The organism is Plantactinospora mayteni, assembly GCF_016862935.1.
Classification (GTDB): domain Bacteria; phylum Actinomycetota; class Actinomycetes; order Mycobacteriales; family Micromonosporaceae; genus Plantactinospora; species Plantactinospora mayteni.
Genome location: NZ_BONX01000023.1, coordinates 184,441 through 202,537, shown reverse-complemented (window position 1 = coordinate 202,537; position 18,097 = coordinate 184,441). Strand labels below are relative to the sequence as shown.

General features: G+C 71.3%; 19 protein-coding genes. 18 read left to right on the top strand and 1 reads right to left on the bottom strand.

The genetic code is table 11. The features are described 5' to 3' along the window. Positions 1-10: 10 nt before the first annotated feature. The 8 genes from Pma05_RS17085 (at position 11) to Pma05_RS17050 (ending at position 8,979) form a co-directional block, all read left to right on the top strand. Positions 11-958, top strand: coding sequence for an ABC transporter ATP-binding protein (locus Pma05_RS17085; protein ID WP_203858400.1), 948 nt, complete (start codon positions 11-13; stop codon positions 956-958). Next, positions 948-1,769, top strand: coding sequence for an ABC transporter permease (locus tag Pma05_RS17080; RefSeq protein WP_203858399.1), 822 nt, complete (start codon positions 948-950; stop codon positions 1,767-1,769). Before Pma05_RS17085 ends, Pma05_RS17080 begins: the two co-directional genes overlap by 11 nt. A 56-nt stretch (positions 1,770-1,825) precedes the next feature. Next, the gene (locus Pma05_RS17075; protein ID WP_203858398.1) at positions 1,826-2,992 is read left to right on the top strand and encodes a sensor histidine kinase; all 1,167 of its coding nucleotides are present in this window, start codon (positions 1,826-1,828) and stop codon (positions 2,990-2,992) included. A gap of 47 nt (positions 2,993-3,039) precedes the next feature. Further along, entirely contained in the window at positions 3,040-3,735 is a 696-nt protein-coding gene (locus Pma05_RS17070; RefSeq protein ID WP_203858397.1) for a response regulator transcription factor, read from the top strand. A 205-nt stretch (positions 3,736-3,940) separates the two neighbouring features. Next, positions 3,941-5,482 (top strand): signal recognition particle protein, encoded by a 1,542-nt coding sequence (ffh, locus tag Pma05_RS17065; protein WP_203858396.1) that lies wholly within the window; start codon positions 3,941-3,943, stop codon positions 5,480-5,482. Positions 5,483-5,666: 184 nt separating this feature from the next. Next, a complete protein-coding gene (locus tag Pma05_RS17060; RefSeq protein WP_203858395.1) occupies positions 5,667-6,746 on the top strand; it encodes an amidohydrolase family protein in 1,080 nt (359 codons plus the stop codon). 133 nt (positions 6,747-6,879) lie between these two features. Continuing rightward, complete coding sequence (gene proS / locus Pma05_RS17055; protein ID WP_203858394.1) at positions 6,880-8,286, top strand: proline--tRNA ligase; 1,407 nt, start codon at positions 6,880-6,882, stop codon at positions 8,284-8,286. 48 nt (positions 8,287-8,334) lie between these two features. Then, positions 8,335-8,979, top strand: a complete 645-nt coding sequence (locus tag Pma05_RS17050) for a ribonuclease FAU-1 family protein (RefSeq protein ID WP_203858712.1) — start codon at positions 8,335-8,337, stop codon at positions 8,977-8,979. 92 nt (positions 8,980-9,071) lie between these two features. On the opposite strand, the gene Pma05_RS17045 is transcribed toward Pma05_RS17050, so the two are convergent. Next, on the bottom strand, positions 9,072-10,127 hold the full coding sequence (locus Pma05_RS17045) for a LacI family DNA-binding transcriptional regulator (RefSeq protein WP_239312505.1): 1,056 nt from the start codon (positions 10,125-10,127) through the stop codon (positions 9,072-9,074). A 140-nt stretch (positions 10,128-10,267) separates the two neighbouring features. On the opposite strand from Pma05_RS17045, the gene Pma05_RS17040 reads away from it, so the two are divergent. The 10 genes from Pma05_RS17040 to lepB (Pma05_RS16995) all read left to right on the top strand — a co-directional run bounded on the left by Pma05_RS17040 (position 10,268) and on the right by lepB (Pma05_RS16995) (position 18,095). Next, on the top strand, positions 10,268-11,575 hold the full coding sequence (locus Pma05_RS17040; RefSeq protein ID WP_203858393.1) for an extracellular solute-binding protein: 1,308 nt from the start codon (positions 10,268-10,270) through the stop codon (positions 11,573-11,575). After that, positions 11,572-12,573, top strand: coding sequence for a carbohydrate ABC transporter permease (locus Pma05_RS17035; RefSeq protein ID WP_203858392.1), 1,002 nt, complete (start codon positions 11,572-11,574; stop codon positions 12,571-12,573). Before Pma05_RS17040 ends, Pma05_RS17035 begins: the two co-directional genes overlap by 4 nt. Further along, positions 12,570-13,436 carry a carbohydrate ABC transporter permease gene (locus tag Pma05_RS17030; protein ID WP_203858711.1) on the top strand — a complete coding sequence of 289 codons (867 nt, stop codon included), beginning with the start codon at positions 12,570-12,572 and terminating at the stop codon, positions 13,434-13,436. Before Pma05_RS17035 ends, Pma05_RS17030 begins: the two co-directional genes overlap by 4 nt. Positions 13,437-13,716: 280 nt before the next feature. After that, the gene (rpsP, locus tag Pma05_RS17025) at positions 13,717-14,178 is read left to right on the top strand and encodes a 30S ribosomal protein S16 (protein ID WP_203858391.1); all 462 of its coding nucleotides are present in this window, start codon (positions 13,717-13,719) and stop codon (positions 14,176-14,178) included. Continuing rightward, positions 14,153-14,413, top strand: a complete 261-nt coding sequence (locus Pma05_RS17020) for an RNA-binding protein (protein WP_199853371.1) — start codon at positions 14,153-14,155, stop codon at positions 14,411-14,413. Before rpsP ends, Pma05_RS17020 begins: the two co-directional genes overlap by 26 nt. Before the next feature lie 13 nt (positions 14,414-14,426). Next, the gene (gene rimM / locus Pma05_RS17015; RefSeq protein ID WP_203858390.1) at positions 14,427-14,996 is read left to right on the top strand and encodes a ribosome maturation factor RimM; all 570 of its coding nucleotides are present in this window, start codon (positions 14,427-14,429) and stop codon (positions 14,994-14,996) included. Positions 14,997-15,073: 77 nt separating this feature from the next. Further along, the gene (trmD, locus tag Pma05_RS17010) at positions 15,074-15,850 is read left to right on the top strand and encodes a tRNA (guanosine(37)-N1)-methyltransferase TrmD (protein ID WP_203858389.1); all 777 of its coding nucleotides are present in this window, start codon (positions 15,074-15,076) and stop codon (positions 15,848-15,850) included. A 141-nt stretch (positions 15,851-15,991) separates the two neighbouring features. Next, the gene (rplS, locus tag Pma05_RS17005) at positions 15,992-16,348 is read left to right on the top strand and encodes a 50S ribosomal protein L19 (protein ID WP_203858388.1); all 357 of its coding nucleotides are present in this window, start codon (positions 15,992-15,994) and stop codon (positions 16,346-16,348) included. 200 nt (positions 16,349-16,548) lie between these two features. After that, on the top strand, positions 16,549-17,451 hold the full coding sequence (gene lepB, locus Pma05_RS17000; RefSeq protein ID WP_372441491.1) for a signal peptidase I: 903 nt from the start codon (positions 16,549-16,551) through the stop codon (positions 17,449-17,451). After that, positions 17,448-18,095, top strand: coding sequence for a signal peptidase I (lepB, locus tag Pma05_RS16995; RefSeq protein WP_203858387.1), 648 nt, complete (start codon positions 17,448-17,450; stop codon positions 18,093-18,095). Before lepB (Pma05_RS17000) ends, lepB (Pma05_RS16995) begins: the two co-directional genes overlap by 4 nt. Positions 18,096-18,097: the final 2 nt, after the last annotated feature.

Below are 18,097 nucleotides of genomic sequence, written 5' to 3'. Positions count from 1 at the left end.
CGTCTAGGGCATGACGGAAACACTTTCCCGCCCGATCGTTCCGGGCGCCGGGCCGCCGCACCCGGTCGAGACCAGCGGCCTGACCAAGCGGTACGGCGACCTCGTCGCCGTCGACTCGCTCGACCTCACCGTACGGACCGGCGAGGTGTACGGGTTCCTCGGCCCGAACGGCGCCGGCAAGACCAGTACGCTGCGGATGCTGCTCGGCCTCGTCCGGCCCAGCGCCGGCGCCGTCCGGCTGTTCGGCCGGCCACCCGGCGCCCCCGGCCAACTGGACCGGGTCGGCGCGCTGATCGAGGGGCCGGCCTGCTATCCCTACCTCTCCGGCTGGGACAACCTGCGGGTGCTGGCCCGGCTCACCGGCACCCCGCCGATCCGGATCCGGACCGTGCTGGAGATGGTCGACCTGGCCGACCGGGCCGGTGACAGGTACGCCAGCTACTCGCTCGGGATGAAGCAGCGGCTCGGCGTCGCCGCCGCCCTGCTGAAGGATCCCCGGCTGTTGATCCTGGACGAGCCGACCAACGGGCTCGACCCGGCCGGGATGGCCGACATGCGGGCCCTGATCCGCCGGCTCGCGGCGGCGGGCTGCACCGTACTGCTCTCCAGCCATCTGCTCGGCGAGGTGCAGCAGATCTGCGACCGGGTCGGGGTGGTCTCCCGGGGCCGGCTGGTCGCCGAGAGCACGGTCGCGGAGCTGCGCGGCACGGCCGGGGTGCGGGTACTGGCCGAACCGCTGGACGGCGCCGAGGAGCGGGTACGCGCACTGCTCGGCCCCGACCGGGTGCGGGTGGTCGACGGCGGGCTGGACCTGTCGGTCGATCCGGACCGGGCCGCCTGGCTCAACACCGAGCTGGTCGGCGCCGGAGTGGCGGTACGCGAACTGCGCCCGCTGGAGCGGGACCTGGAGCAGGTGTTCTTCGAACTCACCGGAGGAGGGGCCGGCCATGTGGGCTAGCTGGCAAGCGGAAGCGATCAAGATGGTCCGTCGACCGGGGACGTGGCTGCTGCTCACCGTCGCGGTCGTACTCAGCCTGGTCTTCACCTATCTGGCCCCGTACGCCGCCTACGCCGACGGCTCCGGCGGGGTGCTCAGCGACCGGGCACTCGACGCGCTGCTGCCGGACCGGCTGGTCGGCAACTCGATCGGCGGACTGCCGGTCTTCATCGGCGCGATCGCCCTGATCCTGGCGGTGCTCACCGTCGGCGCCGAGTACGCCTGGGGCACCTGGAAGACCCTGCTCACCCAGGGACCGTCCCGGCTGGCGGTCTATCTGGGCAAGCTGCTCGTGCTGGCCGCCGCGACCCTGGTGCTGGTGCTGACCCTCTTCGCGGTCGGCGCGCTGGCCAGCCTGCTGATCGCGGTCGCGGAGTCGCAGCCGGTGCACTGGCCGGCCGTCGGTGACCTCGCGCTCGGGATCGGCAGCGGCTGGCTGATCAGCATGGTCTGGGCCGGCTTCGGCGTACTGCTGGCGGTGCTGCTGCGCGGGGTGGCGCTGCCGATCGGGCTCGGCCTGGTCTGGCTGCTCGCCGTGCAGAACCTGCTGGCCGCCGTCGCCGCGCCGATCCTGGACTGGGTGGCGGAACTCCAGAAGGGGCTGCCGGGCCCGAACGCGGGGGCGCTGGCGGCGGCATTCGGCGCCGGGTCGGACACCCCGGGGGTGGCCGCGGTCGTCGGCGGCGGTCAGGCGGCGGTGGTCCTCGCCGGGTACCTGCTCGGCTTCGTCCTGCTGGCCGGGGCGTACCTGCACCGCCGGGACATCCTCTGAGTTCTGCGCGGACGCGGCCTGCTGGGAGGGGCGCCGACATGACATCCTCGGCACAGATGGCGATCCAGGGTCGGGAAGTGGACGGCGGGGTGCGACGGGCCGACAGGCGGTGGAGCAGTCTGCTGGCCGACGCCGTGCTCGCGTTCGTGCTGCTGGTCTTCGGCTACTTCGGCACCCGCGGCGCGGCGGAGAACTTCCCGGACGCCGCGCCGATCGGGACTCCGACGTACGTGCTGGTCGCGGTGGCGGCACTGGCGCTGGTCGTACGCCGGCGCTGGCCGCTGGTCACGTTGGCGCTCTCCACCGTGGCCGTCACGGCGTACCTGGTGGCCGGGTATCCGTACGGGCCGATCCTGGTCTCGTTCTTCGTCGCGGTCTACACGGTCGCCCGGCACCTGCCGATCCGTCGGGCGGTACTCGGCTGCGCCCCGGCCCTGGCGTTACTGCTGGTACACGTCTTCGTGTCCCTGCGCGAACCGGTCGGGTTTCCCGGCCTGCTCCCCGGGGCGGCGTGGGTCGTCGTACCGTTCGCGGTGGGTGCCACGGTGCGGAACAACCGGGAGGCCGCCGCCCGGGACCGGATCGAGCAGGCCCGCCGGTTGGCCGACGACGAGCGGCTCCGGATCGCCCAGGAGGTGCACGACGTGGTCGGGCACGGGCTGGCCGCGATCAACATGCAGGCCGAGATCGCCCTGCACCTGCTGGCGAAGCGTCCGGAGCAGGCGGAGACGGCGCTGACCGCGATCAGCCGGACCAGCCGGGAGGCACTGGACGAGCTGCGGGTCACCCTCTCGGTGGTCCGCCGGGACGCCGCCGTCGACCGCGCTCCGGTGCCCGGGTTGGACCAGGTGGCGGCGCTGACCGCCCGGCTGCGCCAGACCGGGCTGACGGTCACCCTGGAGGTCACCGGGGAGCGCCGGCCGCTGCCGGTGGCGGTCGACCTGGCCGCGTACCGGGTGGTGCAGGAGTCGTTGACCAACGTGCTGCGGCACGCCGGCACCGCCGCCGCGACCGTCCGGATCGGGTACCTGCCGGCCGACGTGACGGTCGAGGTGGTCGACACCGGGCACGGCGGGTCGGGACCGGCCGGTCCGGGGGACGGCCACGGGCTGACCGGGATGCGGGAGCGGATCGACGCGCTCGGCGGCACGCTGGAGGTCGGGCCGCGCCCCGGGGGCGGGTTCCGGGTCTTCGCCCGGCTGCCCGCCGAGGCGCGGGGCTGAGCTGAGGCATGGGGCTGAGCCGAGGCGCGGGGCTGACGGGAGGGGAGATGACCGGGGAGGAGAGCGGGGTGACCGAGCGGAGCACGCCGATCGGGGTACTGATCGCGGACGACCAGGACCTGGTCCGGCTGGGGCTGCGCGCACTGGTCGAGAGCGAGGCCGACCTGCGGGTGGTCGGGGAGGCGGCCGACGGGCTGGGCGCGCTCGCGGTGGCTCGGCGGGAGCGTCCCGACGTGGTGCTGATGGACGTCCGGATGCCCGGGATCGACGGCATCGAGGCGACCCGGCGGATCGTCGCCGACCCGGAGCTGGCCGGTACCCGGGTGGTGGTGCTGACCACCTTCGAACTCGACTCGTACGTCTTCGAGGCGCTCCGGCACGGTGCCAGCGGCTTCCTGACCAAGGACACCAAGCCGGTCGAACTGCTCCGGGCGATCCGGCTGGTGGCCAGCGGCGAGGCGCTGCTCTCCCCGTCGGTGACCCGGCGGGTGGTCAAGGAGTTCGCCACCCGGCCGTCCCGGGTGCTCCGCCCGCATCCTCGGCTGGACACCCTGACCGAGCGGGAGCGGCAGGTGGTGGGGCTGGTCGGCGAGGGGCTGAGCAACGACGAGATCGGCAGTCGCCTGCTGGTCAGTCCGGCCACGGCGCGTACCCACGTCAGCCGGGCCATGGTCAAACTGGGCGCCCGGGACCGCGCCCAGTTGGTGGTGTACGCCTACCAGTCCGGCCTGGTCGAGCCCTGACCGCCCGGGTATGCCCGTGGTCGCCGGTGGTCGCCCCACCTCACCGCCTGGCCCTGCCGGTGCGCCCACCCACCGGCCAGCCCATCGCCCGGGTCGGGCAGGGCGGAGGCGGCGGGGGATGTGGGCGGCTACCCTTGCGGTGGCCGGGCACCCGTGTCTCGGCCATGCCATGCTCGGGTAAATACGACAAACGGGATGCTGCGCCGTGTTTGACACTTTGAGTGACCGCCTGTCCGGGATCTTCACCAAGCTGCGTGGCAAGGGTCGCCTCACCGACGCCGACATCGACGCCACCGCCCGGGAGATCCGGCTGGCGCTGCTGGAGGCGGACGTCGCCCTGCCCGTGGTCAAGTCCTTCATCAACAGCGTGAAGGAGCGGGCCCGGGGCGCCGATGTGTCGCAGGCGCTCAACCCGGCCCAGCAGGTTATCAAGATCGTCCACGAGGAACTCGTCGCCGTACTCGGCGGTGAGGGTCGCCGGTTGCAGTTCGCCAAGCAGCCCCCGACGGTGATCATGCTCGCCGGCCTCCAGGGCTCGGGTAAGACGACCCTGGCCGGCAAGCTGGCCGGCTGGCTGAAGGGGCAGGGGCACCAGCCGCTGCTGGTCGCCGCCGACCTCCAGCGCCCCAACGCGGTCAACCAGTTGCAGGTGCTCGGCGGCAGGGCCGGGGTGGAGGTCTTCGCGCCGGAGCCGGGCAACGGGGTCGGCGACCCGGTCCAGGTCGCCAAGGCGTCGATCGAGCACGCCCGCCGGGCCGCCCGGGACATCGTCATCGTCGACACCGCCGGCCGGCTCGGTATCGACGCCGAGATGATGGCGCAGGCCGCCGCGATCCGGGACGCGGTCGACCCGGACGAGGTCATCTTCGTGATCGACGCGATGGTCGGTCAGGACGCGGTACGCACCGCCGAGGCGTTCCGGGACGGCGTCGGGATCACCGGCGTGGTGCTCTCGAAGCTCGACGGTGACGCGCGTGGCGGCGCCGCGCTCTCCGTACGGCAGGTCACCGGTCAGCCGATCCTCTTCGCCTCCACGGGCGAGAAGCTGACCGACTTCGACGTCTTCCATCCGGACCGGATGGCCAGCCGGATCCTCGGCATGGGTGACGTGCTCACGCTGATCGAGCAGGCCGAGCAGGCCTTCGACGCCGATCAGAAAGAGAAGATGACCGCCAAGCTGATGGGCGGCGAGCAGTTCACCCTGGAGGACTTCCTCGACCAGCTCATCGCGGTACGCCGGATGGGCCCGATCGCCAACGTCCTGGCCATGATGCCCGGGATGGGGCAGATGAAGGACCAGTTGGCCGAGGTCGACGACAAGCACTTCGACAAGGTCACCGCGATCATCCGGTCGATGACCCCCGGCGAGCGGACCAACCCGAAGATCATCAACGGCTCGCGGCGGGCCCGGATCGCGACCGGCTCCGGGGTCACCGTGATGGACGTCAACCAACTGCTCAACCGCTTCGCCGAGGCGCAGAAGATGATGAAGCAGATGGGCGGCATGATGGGCCTGCCCGGCGGCCGGCGCAAGGCGACCAAGTCGCCGAAGAACAAGCGCAAGGGCACCAAGGGCGGCGGTCGGCCCCGGGTCGGCGGTCCGGCCGGCGGCTTCCCGGCCGGCATGCCGCAGCTGCCGCCGGGGCTGGACCCGAACGCGCTCCAGGGCGGCCAGGGCCTGCCGCCCGGCTTCAAGCTGCCGAAGCTCGACTTCAACAAGCTCGGCAAGCGCCCGAACGAGAAGTGATAGTGGCAGAGAGCGTGCGCGTGGGCTGGCCTGCGGGGCCGCGCCGAGGCGTGACGTCGAGCGCGGCCGGGGCGTGACGTCGAGCGCGGCCGGGGCGGTGTCACCGGTGTCCGGGGCGTGATCCTCGGCGGGGCATGCCGGGGTGCGGCGGGCGGGCCGATCCCGATCGGGTAGGAATGTGCCCATGGCGCTGCACGTACGAGGGGTCGTGCTCCCGGACGACGAGGTCCGCGACCTGTGGCTGGTCGGTGACCGGGTCACCTTCACCCCGGTCCCGGGGGCGGTGACGGTGGTCGATCGCGGCTTCGTACTGCCCGGTCTGGTCGACGCGCACTGCCATCCGGGCATCGCCCCCGGGTCGGTGCCGATCACCTCCCTCGACCAGGCCCGCGAACTGGCCCGGATCGACCGGGACGCCGGGGTACTGGCGATCCGGGACGCCGGCTCGCCGTTCCCGTACCCGGAGTTGGAGGACGAGCCGGACCTGCCGCGACTGGCCCGCGCGGGCCGGCACGTCGCGCCGCCCAAGCGTTATCTGCGGGGCCTCGCGGTGGAGGTCGAGCCCGCCGACGTGCCGGCGGCGGTGACCGCGCAGGCCCGGGCCGGCAATGGCTGGGTCAAGCTGGTCGGCGACTGGATCGACCGGAACGTCGGCGACCTGGCGCCGTCCTGGGAGCCGGAGACCGTGGCCGCCGCGGTGGCCGCCGCGCACGCGGCCGGCGCCCGGGCGGCGGTGCACACCTTCTCCGAGGCCGCGGTCGAGGTGATGGTCCGGGCCGGGGTCGACTCGGTCGAGCACGGTACCGGCGTCAGCCTCGAACTCGTCGACGAGATGGCCCGGCGCGGCACCGCGCTGGTGCCGACGATGATCAACATCGCCACCTTCGGCGAGATCGCCGAGCGGGCCGCCGCGAAGTTCCCGGGGTACGCCAAGCACATGCTCGCGCTCCGCGACAACTTCCCGGCGGTGGTCGGCGCGGCGTACGAGGCCGGGGTGCCGATCTACGTCGGCACCGACGCGGGCGGCGGGATCGACCACGGGCTGGCCGCCGAGGAGATGCTGCTGCTGCACGAGCAGGCCGGGATGTCCCCGGTCGACGTGCTGGCCGCCGCCTCTTGGCGGGCCCGGGACTGGCTCGGCTTCCCCGGCCTGGTCGAGGGCGGCCTCGCCGACCTGGTGGTCTACCCCACCGACCCCCGCACCGACCTGCGGGTGGTACGCGCACCGGAGCGCATCGTGCTGCGCGGCCGGGTACTGCGCTGAACCCCGGGGCCGCCCGCGCCGCGTCTCGTCGAGCCCGTCCAGGCCGTGGGGCGTCGGGGACGGCGGGGACGGTGGGCGCGCGGCAGCGGGCCGGGCGCGTCGGCTCCGGTGTCGACGCCTAAGATGTGCCCTCATGGCACGCGTGCTCACTCCCCGTGCGGAGGACTTCCCCCGCTGGTACCAGGACCTGATCGCCAAGGCGCAGCTCGCCGACAACGGGCCGGTGCGGGGGACCATGGTCATCCGACCGGCCGGCTACGCCATCTGGGAGCGCATGCAGGCCGAGATGGACGCCCGGATCAAGCTCGCCGGCGCGGAGAACGCGTACTTCCCGCTCTTCATCCCGGAGAGCTACCTGCGCCGGGAGGCGCAGCACGTCGAGGGCTTCTCGCCCGAGCTGGCGGTGGTCACCCACGGTGGCGGCAAGCAGCTCGCCGAGCCGGTCGTGGTGCGGCCGACCAGCGAGACGGTGATCGGCGAGTTCATGGCGAAGTGGGTCGACTCCTACCGCGACCTGCCGCTGCTGCTCAACCAGTGGGCCAACGTGGTGCGCTGGGAGCTGCGGCCCCGGGTCTTCCTGCGGACCAGCGAGTTCCTCTGGCAGGAGGGGCACACCGCGCACGCCGACGAGGCCGACGCGCGGGCGTACGCCCGGAAGATCCTGCACGAGGTCTACGAGGACTTCATGGTCGGGGTGCTCGGCATCCCGGTGCTGGTCGGGCTGAAGACCGCCCGGGAGCGGTTCGCCGGTGCCACCCGCACCTACACCCTGGAAGGCATGATGGGTGACGGCAAGGCGCTCCAGATGGGCACCTCGCACGAGCTGGGGCAGAACTTCGCCCGCGCCTTCGACATCACCTACACGTCGGCCGAGCGCAGCGTCGAGCACGCCTGGACCACCTCCTGGGGCAGCTCGACCCGGATGCTCGGCGGGTTGATCATGTGTCACGGCGACGACAACGGGCTGCGGGTGCCGCCGAGGCTGGCGCCGGTGCAGGCGTACGTGATGGTGGTCAAGGCCGGCGACGGCGTCGCCGAGGCCGCCGCGAAGCTCTGCGACGCGCTGCGCGACGCCGGGGTCCGGGTCGCCCTCGACGACCGGGTGGACACCCCGTTCGGCCGCCGGGCCGTCGACGCCGAACTCAAGGGCTATCCGGTACGCGTCGAACTCGGTCCCCGCGACCTGGCCGCCGGTAACGCGGTGCTGGTCCGCCGGACCACCGGCGCCAAGACCCCGGTCCCGGTGCCGGACGTGGTCGCCGGGGTACTCGCCGCGCTCGACGCCGACCAGAAGACGCTCTACGACGAGGCGCTGGCCCGGCGCGAGTCGCACACCGTCTCGGTGGAGACGCTGGCCGAGGCGATCGAGGCGGCGGCCACCGGCTGGGCCCGGGTGCCGTGGTCGGCGGTCGGGGCCGAGGGTGAGGCCGAGGCGAACGCCAAGGCCGTGACCGTGCGCTGCCTGCGCCGGGCCGACGGCTCGGTGCCGGACTCGGAGGACGAGCCGGAGCTGACCGCCATCCTCGCACGCTCCTACTGACCGGCCGGACAGCCACATGGCGCAGCGGAGCAGGACGGCGTGACCGGGATGCGCTTCGCACCGGGCCGCGTCATCGTGCACCGCAACGTGCGGCGGGGCCGGATCGGCTGGGTCCGGCCGGCCCGGGTGGTCAGCGACGACGACCGTGGTCTGCTGCTCTGGGTCGCCCGGGGCACCCAGGTGGCCAGCGAGGTCACCGCGGACGGTCGCGGGATGCGGACGATGCCGTTCACCGAGTGGGTCGCCTCGACGTACCGGCTGCGGGTCGCCACCTGGGCCGGGCCGCCGGTGCTGAAGTTCCTGCCGACCGGTGCCAACCACTCGGTCTGGTTCTTCCGGGACGCGGCGGACCAGTTCGCCAACTGGTACGTCAACCTCGAGGAGCACGGCGTCCGCTGGGACGACGGCATACTCGCCGGCGTCGACGTGCTGGACCAGGACCTCGACGTGGTGGTCTGGCCGGACCACACCTGGCAGTGGAAGGACGAGGACGAGTTCGCCGAGCGGCTCGCCCTGCCGGAGCACTACTGGGTGCCGGACCCGGCCGCGGTACGGGCCGAGGGGGAGCGGGTGATCAAGATCGCCGAGGCGGCGCAGTTCCCGTTCGACGGCACCTGGTGCGACTTCGTCCCCGACCCGGCCTGGACCCCGCCGGACCTGCCGCCCGGCTGGGACCGCCCACCCGCACGCTGAACCGGCAGCCCCGGGATCGACCCGGATCGCGAGGTACGACGGCTGAACCGGGAGGTCCGGGATCGACCCGGATCGCGAGCTGCGCCGCGAGTTCAGCCGCCCGTCGGCGCGGCGTCGGCGGCGAGCGGGCCCGGTCGCAGGGGAGGGCCGTAGGTGCGGCAGGACGCCCGGACGACCAGCTCGGTGGGTAGCCGGATGTGCGTGTCGCGCTCCACGCCGCCGATCAGGTCGATGAGCAGGCGCAACGCCTCGGCACCCATCCGCTGCAACGGTTGCATGATCGTCGTCAGCGGCGGGTTGACCAGCGCCGACTCCGGTACGTTGTCGAAGCCGATCACGGAGAGGTCGTCGGGCACCCGGAGTCCCATGTTCCGGGCGACGTCGAGGGTGGAGATCGCGGAGAGGTCGTTTCCGGCGAAGACCGCGGTCGGCCGGTCCGGGAGCGCGAGCAGTTCGGCGGCGGTACCGGCGGCGCTCTCGATCCGGAACCCGCCGACCCGGACCAGTCGCTCGTCCACCGGTACGTCGGCGTCGGCCATCGCCTTGCGGAACCCGGCCTCGCGCAGGCGTGCCGACTCCAGGTCGGAGCGCCCGCTGATGTGCCCGATCCGACGGTGTCCGAGCGACAGCAGGTAGTTGGTCGCGAGTACGGCGCCGGCGAAGTTGTCGGAGTCGACGGTGGGCAGGCCGGACGGGCCCGTGTGCGGGTCGACGGCCACGACGTGGAAGCCCTGGTTGGTCTCGACCACGGTCGGCGTGACGATCACGGCTCCGTCGATGAGCGTTCCGGAGAGCCGGGCCAGCGACCGCCGCTCCCAGCCGATGGCCGTGTGGTCGCCGTCGCCGCCGGAGTACGCCAGCAGTTGGTAGCCGGTGCCGGCGACCTCCCTGGACGCACCCTTGAGCAGTTCGGTCGAGAACGGCTCGAACTCGGCGACCAGGATCCCCAGCACGTTGGTGCGGTGGCTGCGCAGGCTCTGTGCCCCGAGGCTGGCCTCGTACCCGAGCTGGTGGATGACCTGCTGGACGCGCTCCACGGTCGCCTGTGCCACGCCGTACCTGCCATTTACCACCTTGGATACGGTTGCCACCGAGACGCCGGCCGTACGGGCCACGTCCGACATCTTGACACGCTGCGGAAACGCCACGCCGACGATGATAAAGGGCCGGGAGCACCCCGTGACAGGGGAGTCGAAAACGTTATCGACAACGGTTGACACCGAGTTACGTGGCTGTAAAACTCGCCGTTCAGGTGAGTACCGCGACTGACTAGTCGAGGAGACAATCGATGGCGATGAAGGGCCGCGCGGGCACCGCCCTGGCGCTGCTTACGACCAGCGCACTCCTTGCTGCCGGATGTAGCGGCGGCGGCGACGAAGCGCCCGCTGAGGACGAGCTCTACAAGAACCCGGTGACCCTGACCTGGTGGCACAACGCCTCGCAGGACGGACCCGGCAAGACTTACTGGGAGAAGGTCGCCAAGGACTTCTCCGGACTCCACCCGACCGTCACGATCCAGATCGAGGCGATCGAGACCAACCAGCTCCAGCGCACCCGGCTCCCCGCCGCGCTGCTGACCAGCGACCCGCCGGACATCTTCCAGGCGTGGGGCGGCGGCGAGATGCGCGAGCAGGTGGAGGCCGACTACCTCAAGGACGTCACCGACCAGGTCAAGACGGAGGTCGGCAACATCGGCAGCGCGGCCGAGATCTGGGCGGTGGACGGCAAGCAGTACGGCCTGCCGTACCGGATGGGCATCGAAGGCATCTGGTACAACAAGGACATGTTCGCGCGGGCGGGCATCGCCGCCCCACCGACCACGTTCGACGAGCTCAACGACGCGGTCAACAAGCTCAAGGCGATCAACGTCGTCCCGATCGCCCTCGGTGCCGGCGACAAGTGGCCCGCCGCGCACTGGTGGTACAACTTCGCGCTGCGCGCCTGCTCGGTCGACACCCTGAAGAAGGCATCCACCGAGGCCGTCTTCGACGATCCGTGCTTCGTGAAGGCCGGTCAGGACCTGAAGACCTTCATCGGCACCAACCCGTTCCAGCCCAACTTCATCGCCACGCCCGGCCAGAACGACCCCACCAGCGCCAACGGTCTGCTCGCCAACGGCAAGGCCGCGATGGAGCTGATGGGCGACTGGAACAAGGGCACCCTGGATACCGTCGCCGAGGACAAGGCGGCGCTGGCCAAGTTCCTCGGCTGGTTCCCGGTACCGGCGATCACCGGTTCGGCGGGTGACCCGAAGGCGGCCCTCGGCGGTGGTGACGGGTTCGCCTGTGCCAAGAACGCCCCGGCCGAGTGCGTCGAGTTCCTCAAGTACCTCGTCAGCCCCGAGGTGCAGACGGGCTACGCCGCGACCGGCACCGGCCTGCCCGTCGCCAAGGGGGCGGAGAGCGGCGTCGCGGACCCGGCCCTGAAGTCCATCCTGGAGGCCACGTCGAGCGCGACCTACGTACAGCTCTGGTTGGACACGGCCTTCGGCAGCACGGTCGGCAACGCGATGAACGACGCGATCGTCGCCATCTTCGCCGGCAGCGGCAGCCCCGAGAAGGTCGTCGACGCGATGAAGGCAGCCGCACGCAAGTGACCGCCTCCAACCCCACCCTGAACCCCGCCGGTGGCGCATCCGCGCCGCCGGCGGGTGTCCGGCCCGCCCGGAGGCGGTCGTCCTCCCGCGCGGCCGAGACCCGCCGCAAGTGGTACGAGATCATCGGGCTCACCACGCCAGCGGTGATCGTCTACGTGATGTTCGTACTGGTGCCGATGGGCTTCGCGGTCTACTACAGCCTCTTCCGCTGGCGCGGGGTCGGACCGCCCACCGAGTTCGTCGGCCTCGACAACTACGTGCTCGCCTTCCAGGACCCGATCTTCCTCGACGCGCTGCGCAACAACGCCATCATCGTGGTCGGGTCGCTGCTGATCCAGGGTCCGATCGCGCTCGGGATCGCCCTGCTGCTCAACCGTCGCTTCCGCGGGCGCACCGTGTTCCGCCTGCTGGTGTTCGTGCCCTACGTGCTCGCCGAGGTCACCGTCGGCATCATGTGGAAGCTGATCCTGACCGACGGCGGGACGGTCGACGCGCTGCTGCGGTCGCTCGGACTGGGCAGCCTGGTGCAGGCGTGGCTCGCCGACCTCGACGTCGTCATCTGGACGCTGCTCATCGTCCTCACCTGGAAGTACGTCGGCTTCGCCATCATCCTGCTGCTCGCCGGCCTGTCGAACGTGCCGCACGAGCTGACCGAGGCCGCCGAGATCGACGGCGCGAGCTGGTGGCAGATCCAGCGCCACATCACGCTCCCGCTGCTCGGCCCGACGATCCGGATCTGGATGTTCCTGTCGATGATCGGTTCGTTGCAGGTCTTCGACGTGATCTGGGTGACCTCGGTACCCGCCGTGCGGTCGCTCGGCGCGTCGGCCACCATGGCGACGTACATGGTGGACAACGGCTTCTTCGCCCGGCTCTGGGGCTACGGCAACGCGGTGGCCGTGATCCTCTTCGTCATCTCCTTCGTCGCGGCGCTGCTGTTCCAGCGGTTCCTCCTTCGTCGCGACATCCAGGGCGCCATCACCGGAAGGGTGAACTGACCGTGGCCGCGAACGCTGTCCTGCCCCCACCGTCCAAGCGCCGCCCGGTGTCGTGGGGCAGCCCGCTCACCTATGCGCTGGCGCTCGCGGTCGCGGCGGTGTCGATCGCTCCGGTCGTCTACGTGATCGTCGGTGGTTTCCGTACCACCCCGCAGATCGTCGCCGACCCGGCCGGGCTGCCCGACCCCTGGGTCTGGGACAACTACGTCCGGGTGCTGACCCAGAGCGACTTCTGGGGGCAGGCGCTGAACAGCGCGGTGATCGCCCTGGGTACGACGCTCGGCGTCGTGGTGCTCGGGGTCTGCGCGGCGTTCGTGCTGGCCCGGTACACCTTCCGGGGGCGTGAGGCGCTCTACACCTTCTTCACGCTCGGCCTGCTCTTCCCGGCCGGGGCGGCGATCCTGCCGCTCTATCTCATGCTGCGCGACCTGAACCTGATCAACTCCTACTACGCGGTGATCCTCCCGCAGGTCGCCTTCGCGTTGCCGCTCACGATCGTGATCCTGCGTCCCTTCCTGGCAGCCATCCCCCGCGAGCTGGAGGACGCCGCCGCGATCGACGGTACGGGTCGGCTCGGCTTCCTCTGGCTCATCGTGCTGCCGCTGTCCCGGCCCGCGCTCGTCACGGTCGGCATCCTCGCGTTCGTGGCGAGCTGGAACGCGTTCCTCCTGCCGCTGCTCGTGCTCGGCGACGTCAATCTGCACACCCTGCCCCTCGGGGTGCAGAACTTCTCAAGTCAATACACCTCCGACACGGCGGGAATTCTCGCCTTCACCTCGCTGGCGATGCTGCCGGCACTACTTTTCTTCACCTTCGCCGAGAAGCAGATCGTCGGCGGCCTCCAGGGCGCCGTCAAGGGCTGAGCGGCAGCGGCGCTCGCACAGCCGTGATCGGCAGATCGTGGCGTCGTCATGATCACCGGGAGTGGGTCCGGTCGGCGAGTTTGCCGGCCGGTGTGAGGTACCCGGGCCGGATCTGGCACAATGGGTCGCTGGTATCCGGCGCGCGTCCGGCGCCCTCTAACCCGGGCGCGTCGCCAGTCCATCGAGCAGTCCCCGGCTCAACCCCACTGTGCCGGTCGGCTCTCACCCGCGCACCGCCCGTGTCCGGGACGGTGAGAATCGCAACAGGAGCGAACACACTGTGGCCGTAAAGATCCGGCTCCTGCGGATGGGTAAGATCCGCAACCCGCAATACCGCATCGTCGTCGCCGACTCGCGTACCAAGCGCGACGGTCGGGCGATCGAGTTCGTCGGGATCTACCAGCCGAAGGAGCACCCTTCGGTGATCGAGGTCAAGTCGGACCGGGTGCAGTACTGGCTCTCTGTCGGCGCCCAGCCGAGTGAGGCCGTCCAGCGCCTGCTGGAGAAGACCGGCGACTGGCAGAAGTTCAAGGGCCTGCCGGCCCCGCCGCCGCTGCTGGTGGCGCCGGAGCGGGTCGACCGCACGGCGGCCTACGAGGCCGAGGCGAAGGCGGCGGCCGGGCTGACCGAGGCGGCCAAGCCGGCGAGGAAGGCGGCCAAGGCGGCACCCGCTGAGACCCCGAAGACCGAGGCCCCGAAGACCGAGGAGCAGGCCGGTGCGGACTCCGGCGAGCAGGCCTGACGTGGCGCTCCGGCCGGCGCTCGAACACCTGGTCAAGGGCATCGTCGACCACCCGGACGACGTACGGGTCCGGATGGTCGACTCCCGGCGCGGCAAGCGCCTGGAGGTGCGGGTGCACCCCGAGGACCTGGGTACGGTGATCGGCCGCTCCGGCCGTACCGCGAAGGCGCTGCGCCAGGTGATCGGGTCGATCGGCGGCCGTGGGGTACGCGTCGACATCGTCGACTCGTACTGACCCGCGGATCCCGATGCTCCTGATCGTCGGCCGGATCGGCCGTCCGCACGGCATTCGCGGTGAGGTGACCGTGGAGGTGCGGACCGACGATCCCGAGACACGGTTCGCCGCCGGGGCGGTGTTGCGCACCGACCCGGCGGCATCCGGCACCGGCCCGACGGCGCCGCCCCCGGTCACCGGGCACGGCGAGCTGGTCCGGGTGCCCGACCGGCTCACCGTCGAGGCCACCCGGTGGCACCAGGGCAGGCTGCTGGTCACCTTCGACGGTGTCTACGACCGCGACGTGGCCGAGGCGCTCCGCGACACCCTGCTCTGGGTGGACAGCGCGGAGGTGCCGCCGCCGGCCGACCCGGACGAGTTCAACGACCACCAGTTGATCGGGCTCGCGGTGGTCACCCCGGCCGGCGAGTCGCTCGGCGAGGTGGCCCGGATCGACCACGCTCCCGCCTCCGACCTGCTGGTGCTGCGCCGCCCCGAGGGGCGTACCGCGCTGATCCCGTTCGTCAAGGCGATCGTCCCGGAGGTGGACCTGGCCACCGGTCGGGTGGTCGTGGACGCTCCGCCCGGCCTGCTGGACCTGTGAGCCGGGTCCGCATGTCTGTCGTCGTCTGACCTGCCCGGTAACCGGTAACCGGGAACCGTCGAGGGGGCCCTCCGCAGATGCGCGTCGACGTGGTGTCGATCTTCCCCGAGTACCTCGCTCCGCTGGGGCTCTCGCTGATCGGGCGGGCCCGGGCGGCCGGCGTACTCGACGTCGGCGTGCACGACCTGCGGGCCTGGACGCACGACGTGCACCGTACGGTCGACGACACCCCGTACGGTGGCGGGCCCGGCATGGTGATGCGGCCCGAGCCGTGGGGAGAGGCGCTGGACAGCCTGGTACCGCCCGGCGAGGAGTCCGGGGCGCGCCTGGTGGTGCCCACCCCGGCCGGGGTCCGGTTCGACCAGGCGATGGCGCACGAGCTGGCCGCCGAGTCGCACCTCGTCTTCGCCTGCGGCCGGTACGAGGGGATCGACCAGCGGGTCCTCGAGCACGCCGGCACCCGGATGCCGGTGACCGAGGTCTCGCTCGGCGACTACGTGCTCTTCGGCGGCGAGGTGGCGGTACTGGTGATCATGGAGGCGGTGACCCGCCTGCTGCCCGGGGTACTCGGCAACGCCGACTCGCTCGCCGAGGAGTCGCACGCGCACGGGCTGCTGGAGGCGCCGGTCTACACCAAACCGCCGAGCTGGCGCGGACTGGACGTACCCGAGATCCTGCGCTCGGGTGACCACGGCCGGATCGCCCGGTGGCGGCGCGACCAGGCGCTGGTCCGGACGGCCCGGCGCCGGCCCGACATGCTCGCCGTGCTGCCGGCCGAGCGGTTGGACAAACGGGACGTCGCCGCCCTGGCCGGGGCCGGATTTCAGCCTCCGGCCGACGATATGGCAAAGTAGGGGGGTTGCCGCAGTCGCCCGTGCCACGGTCGGCTGCGAGGATCTCCGCCGGGGTTGCCGTGCCGGACCCTGCCGTGGAGATCAGAATTACCCATCCGCGCGCCGACGCCCGGTGCGCCGTGAGCCTTCAAGGATGCAGCGATGAACACCCTGGACGCCCTCGACGCCCAGTCGCAGCGGACCGACGTGCCCGATTTCCGGGCCGGTGACACCGTCAAGGTGCACGCCCGAGTCATCGAGGGCAGCCGGTCCCGGGTCCAGGTCTTCGAGGGTGTCGTCATCCGACGCCACGGGGCGGGCCTGCGGGAGACCTTCACCGTACGGAAGATCAGCTTTGGGGTCGGGGTCGAGCGGACGTACCCGATCAACAGCCCGGGTATCGACCGGATCGAGGTCGTCGTCCGTGGTGACGTACGCCGGGCCAAGCTCTACTACCTCCGTGAGCTGCGCGGCAAGAAGGCCAAGATCAAGGAGAAGCGCGAGAAGCGGGTCGGCTGACCTCCCGGCTGACCGCACCGACGCCGATCGCGGGGTGCCGACCCGGCCAACGCCGACTACGCTGGCCACACGGGCAGACGCGAGACTCGGCGACCCCGGCGACTGCCGGGGTCGCCCGTCACCGCCGCGCTTCCGCTCGCGGTGCCCGTCGTCCAGGCAGTGGGTGATGGCGCTGTATCTCGGGACCGGGGAGTTGCGTGGTGCGTAGGGTGGACGACGAGGACGATGTCGAACCGTGGCGTCGTCGGGCCCGACGATCCCGCCGCACGCGCAAGCAGATGCCACTGTGGCAGGAGCTTCCGCTACTGCTGATCGTGGCGTTCTGCCTCGCGGTCCTGATCCGGACCTTCCTGCTCCAGGCGTTCTTCATCCCCTCGGGGTCCATGGAGGACACCCTGCTGATCGGCGACCGGGTTCTGGTCAACAAGATCGTCTACGACGTGCGCGACCCGACCCGTGGCGAGATCGTGGTGTTCCGCGGTACGGCGGCCTGGGCGCCCGAGGTCCGCGAGGAGGCCGATCCGGGGTTCGTGGCCAAGCTGGGCCGCACCATCGGCGACCTGGTCGGGGTGAGTCGGCCGGGTGAGAAGGACTTCATCAAGCGGGTGGTGGGACTCCCCGGCGACCGGGTGCAGTGCTGTGACGACCAGGGTCGGGTCACCGTCAACGGCGCCCCGATCGACGAGCCGTACGTGCTGGAGAACTCCCCACTGGACGTTCCGCCCAACCGCCAGGAATGCCGGTCGCGGCGGTTCGACGAGGTGGTGGTCCCGGCCGACCAGATCTTCGTGATGGGCGACCACCGGCTGGTGTCGCAGGACGCCCGCTGCCAGGGCCCGGTGCCGATCGAGAACGTCATCGGCCGGGCCTTCGTGGTCGTCTGGCCGTTCGGCCACTGGAGTTCACTGCCGGTGCCCGACACCTTCGACAAACTGCCGAGACCGGCGGCGGCGCCCGCCTCCGGGGAACCGCCCGCCGACAGTCCGCAGAACAGCGCGAACACGGGAGAAACAGCAATTGCGATGCCAATCTTGGGCTCTCTACTCGTTACCGCGCGTTCCCGGCGCTCTCGCGGGACTCGGCATCGTAGGCTCCACCCGTGATTGACGAGCAGACCGACAAGTCCAAGCCCCGCAATTCGTTCTGGCGGGAGCTGCCCATCCTGGTGGGCGTGGCCGTGCTGGTCGCGGTGCTGGTCCGGGCGTTCGTGCTACAGACCTTCTACATCCCGTCGCCGTCGATGGAGCACACCCTCGACATCTACGACCGGGTGCTCGTCAACAAGCTGGTCTACGACTTCCGGTCGCCGCACCGGGGCGAGATCATCGTCTTCAAGGCACCCACCCAGTGGACCGGCAACCCGGAGGGTGAGGACTTCATCAAGCGGGTGATCGGAGTGGGCGGGGACCGGGTGGTCTGCTGCGACCCGGAGGACCGACTGATGATCAACGGGCAGTCGCTGGACGAGCCGTACATCTTCACCGAGAACGGGGTGCGGGATCCGGCCGCCGACGAGGAGTTCGACATCACCGTACCGGCCGGGCGGCTCTGGGTGATGGGGGACCACCGCTCCGCCTCCGGTGACTCGCTGGAGCACTGGCAGCAGAGCCGCAAGGACATCCAGGTGGCCACGATTCCGGAGGGGTCGGTGGTGGGGCGGGCGTTCACCGTCTTCTGGCCGGTCGGCCGGGCCACCTGGCTCTCCGTACCCGATTCCTACGGCGCGATTCCCGATCCGCAGGGCTGACC

Excerpts from the sequence above, each read along its gene's own strand:
- Pma05_RS17085 (WP_203858400.1), top strand. The coding sequence starts at position 11 with ATGACGGAAACACTTTCCCGCCCGATCGTTCCGGGCGCCGGGCCGCCG.
- Pma05_RS17080 (WP_203858399.1), top strand. The coding sequence starts at position 948 with ATGTGGGCTAGCTGGCAAGCGGAAGCGATCAAGATGGTCCGTCGACCG.
- Pma05_RS17075 (WP_203858398.1), top strand. The coding sequence starts at position 1,826 with ATGGCGATCCAGGGTCGGGAAGTGGACGGCGGGGTGCGACGGGCCGAC.
- Pma05_RS17070 (WP_203858397.1), top strand. The coding sequence starts at position 3,040 with ATGACCGGGGAGGAGAGCGGGGTGACCGAGCGGAGCACGCCGATCGGG.
- Pma05_RS17060 (WP_203858395.1), top strand. The coding sequence starts at position 5,667 with ATGGCGCTGCACGTACGAGGGGTCGTGCTCCCGGACGACGAGGTCCGC.
- proS (WP_203858394.1), top strand. The coding sequence starts at position 6,880 with ATGGCACGCGTGCTCACTCCCCGTGCGGAGGACTTCCCCCGCTGGTAC.
- Pma05_RS17050 (WP_203858712.1), top strand. The coding sequence starts at position 8,335 with ATGCGCTTCGCACCGGGCCGCGTCATCGTGCACCGCAACGTGCGGCGG.
- Pma05_RS17040 (WP_203858393.1), top strand. The coding sequence starts at position 10,268 with ATGGCGATGAAGGGCCGCGCGGGCACCGCCCTGGCGCTGCTTACGACC.
- rimM (WP_203858390.1), top strand. The coding sequence starts at position 14,427 with ATGCTCCTGATCGTCGGCCGGATCGGCCGTCCGCACGGCATTCGCGGT.
- trmD (WP_203858389.1), top strand. The coding sequence starts at position 15,074 with ATGCGCGTCGACGTGGTGTCGATCTTCCCCGAGTACCTCGCTCCGCTG.
- rplS (WP_203858388.1), top strand. The coding sequence starts at position 15,992 with ATGAACACCCTGGACGCCCTCGACGCCCAGTCGCAGCGGACCGACGTG.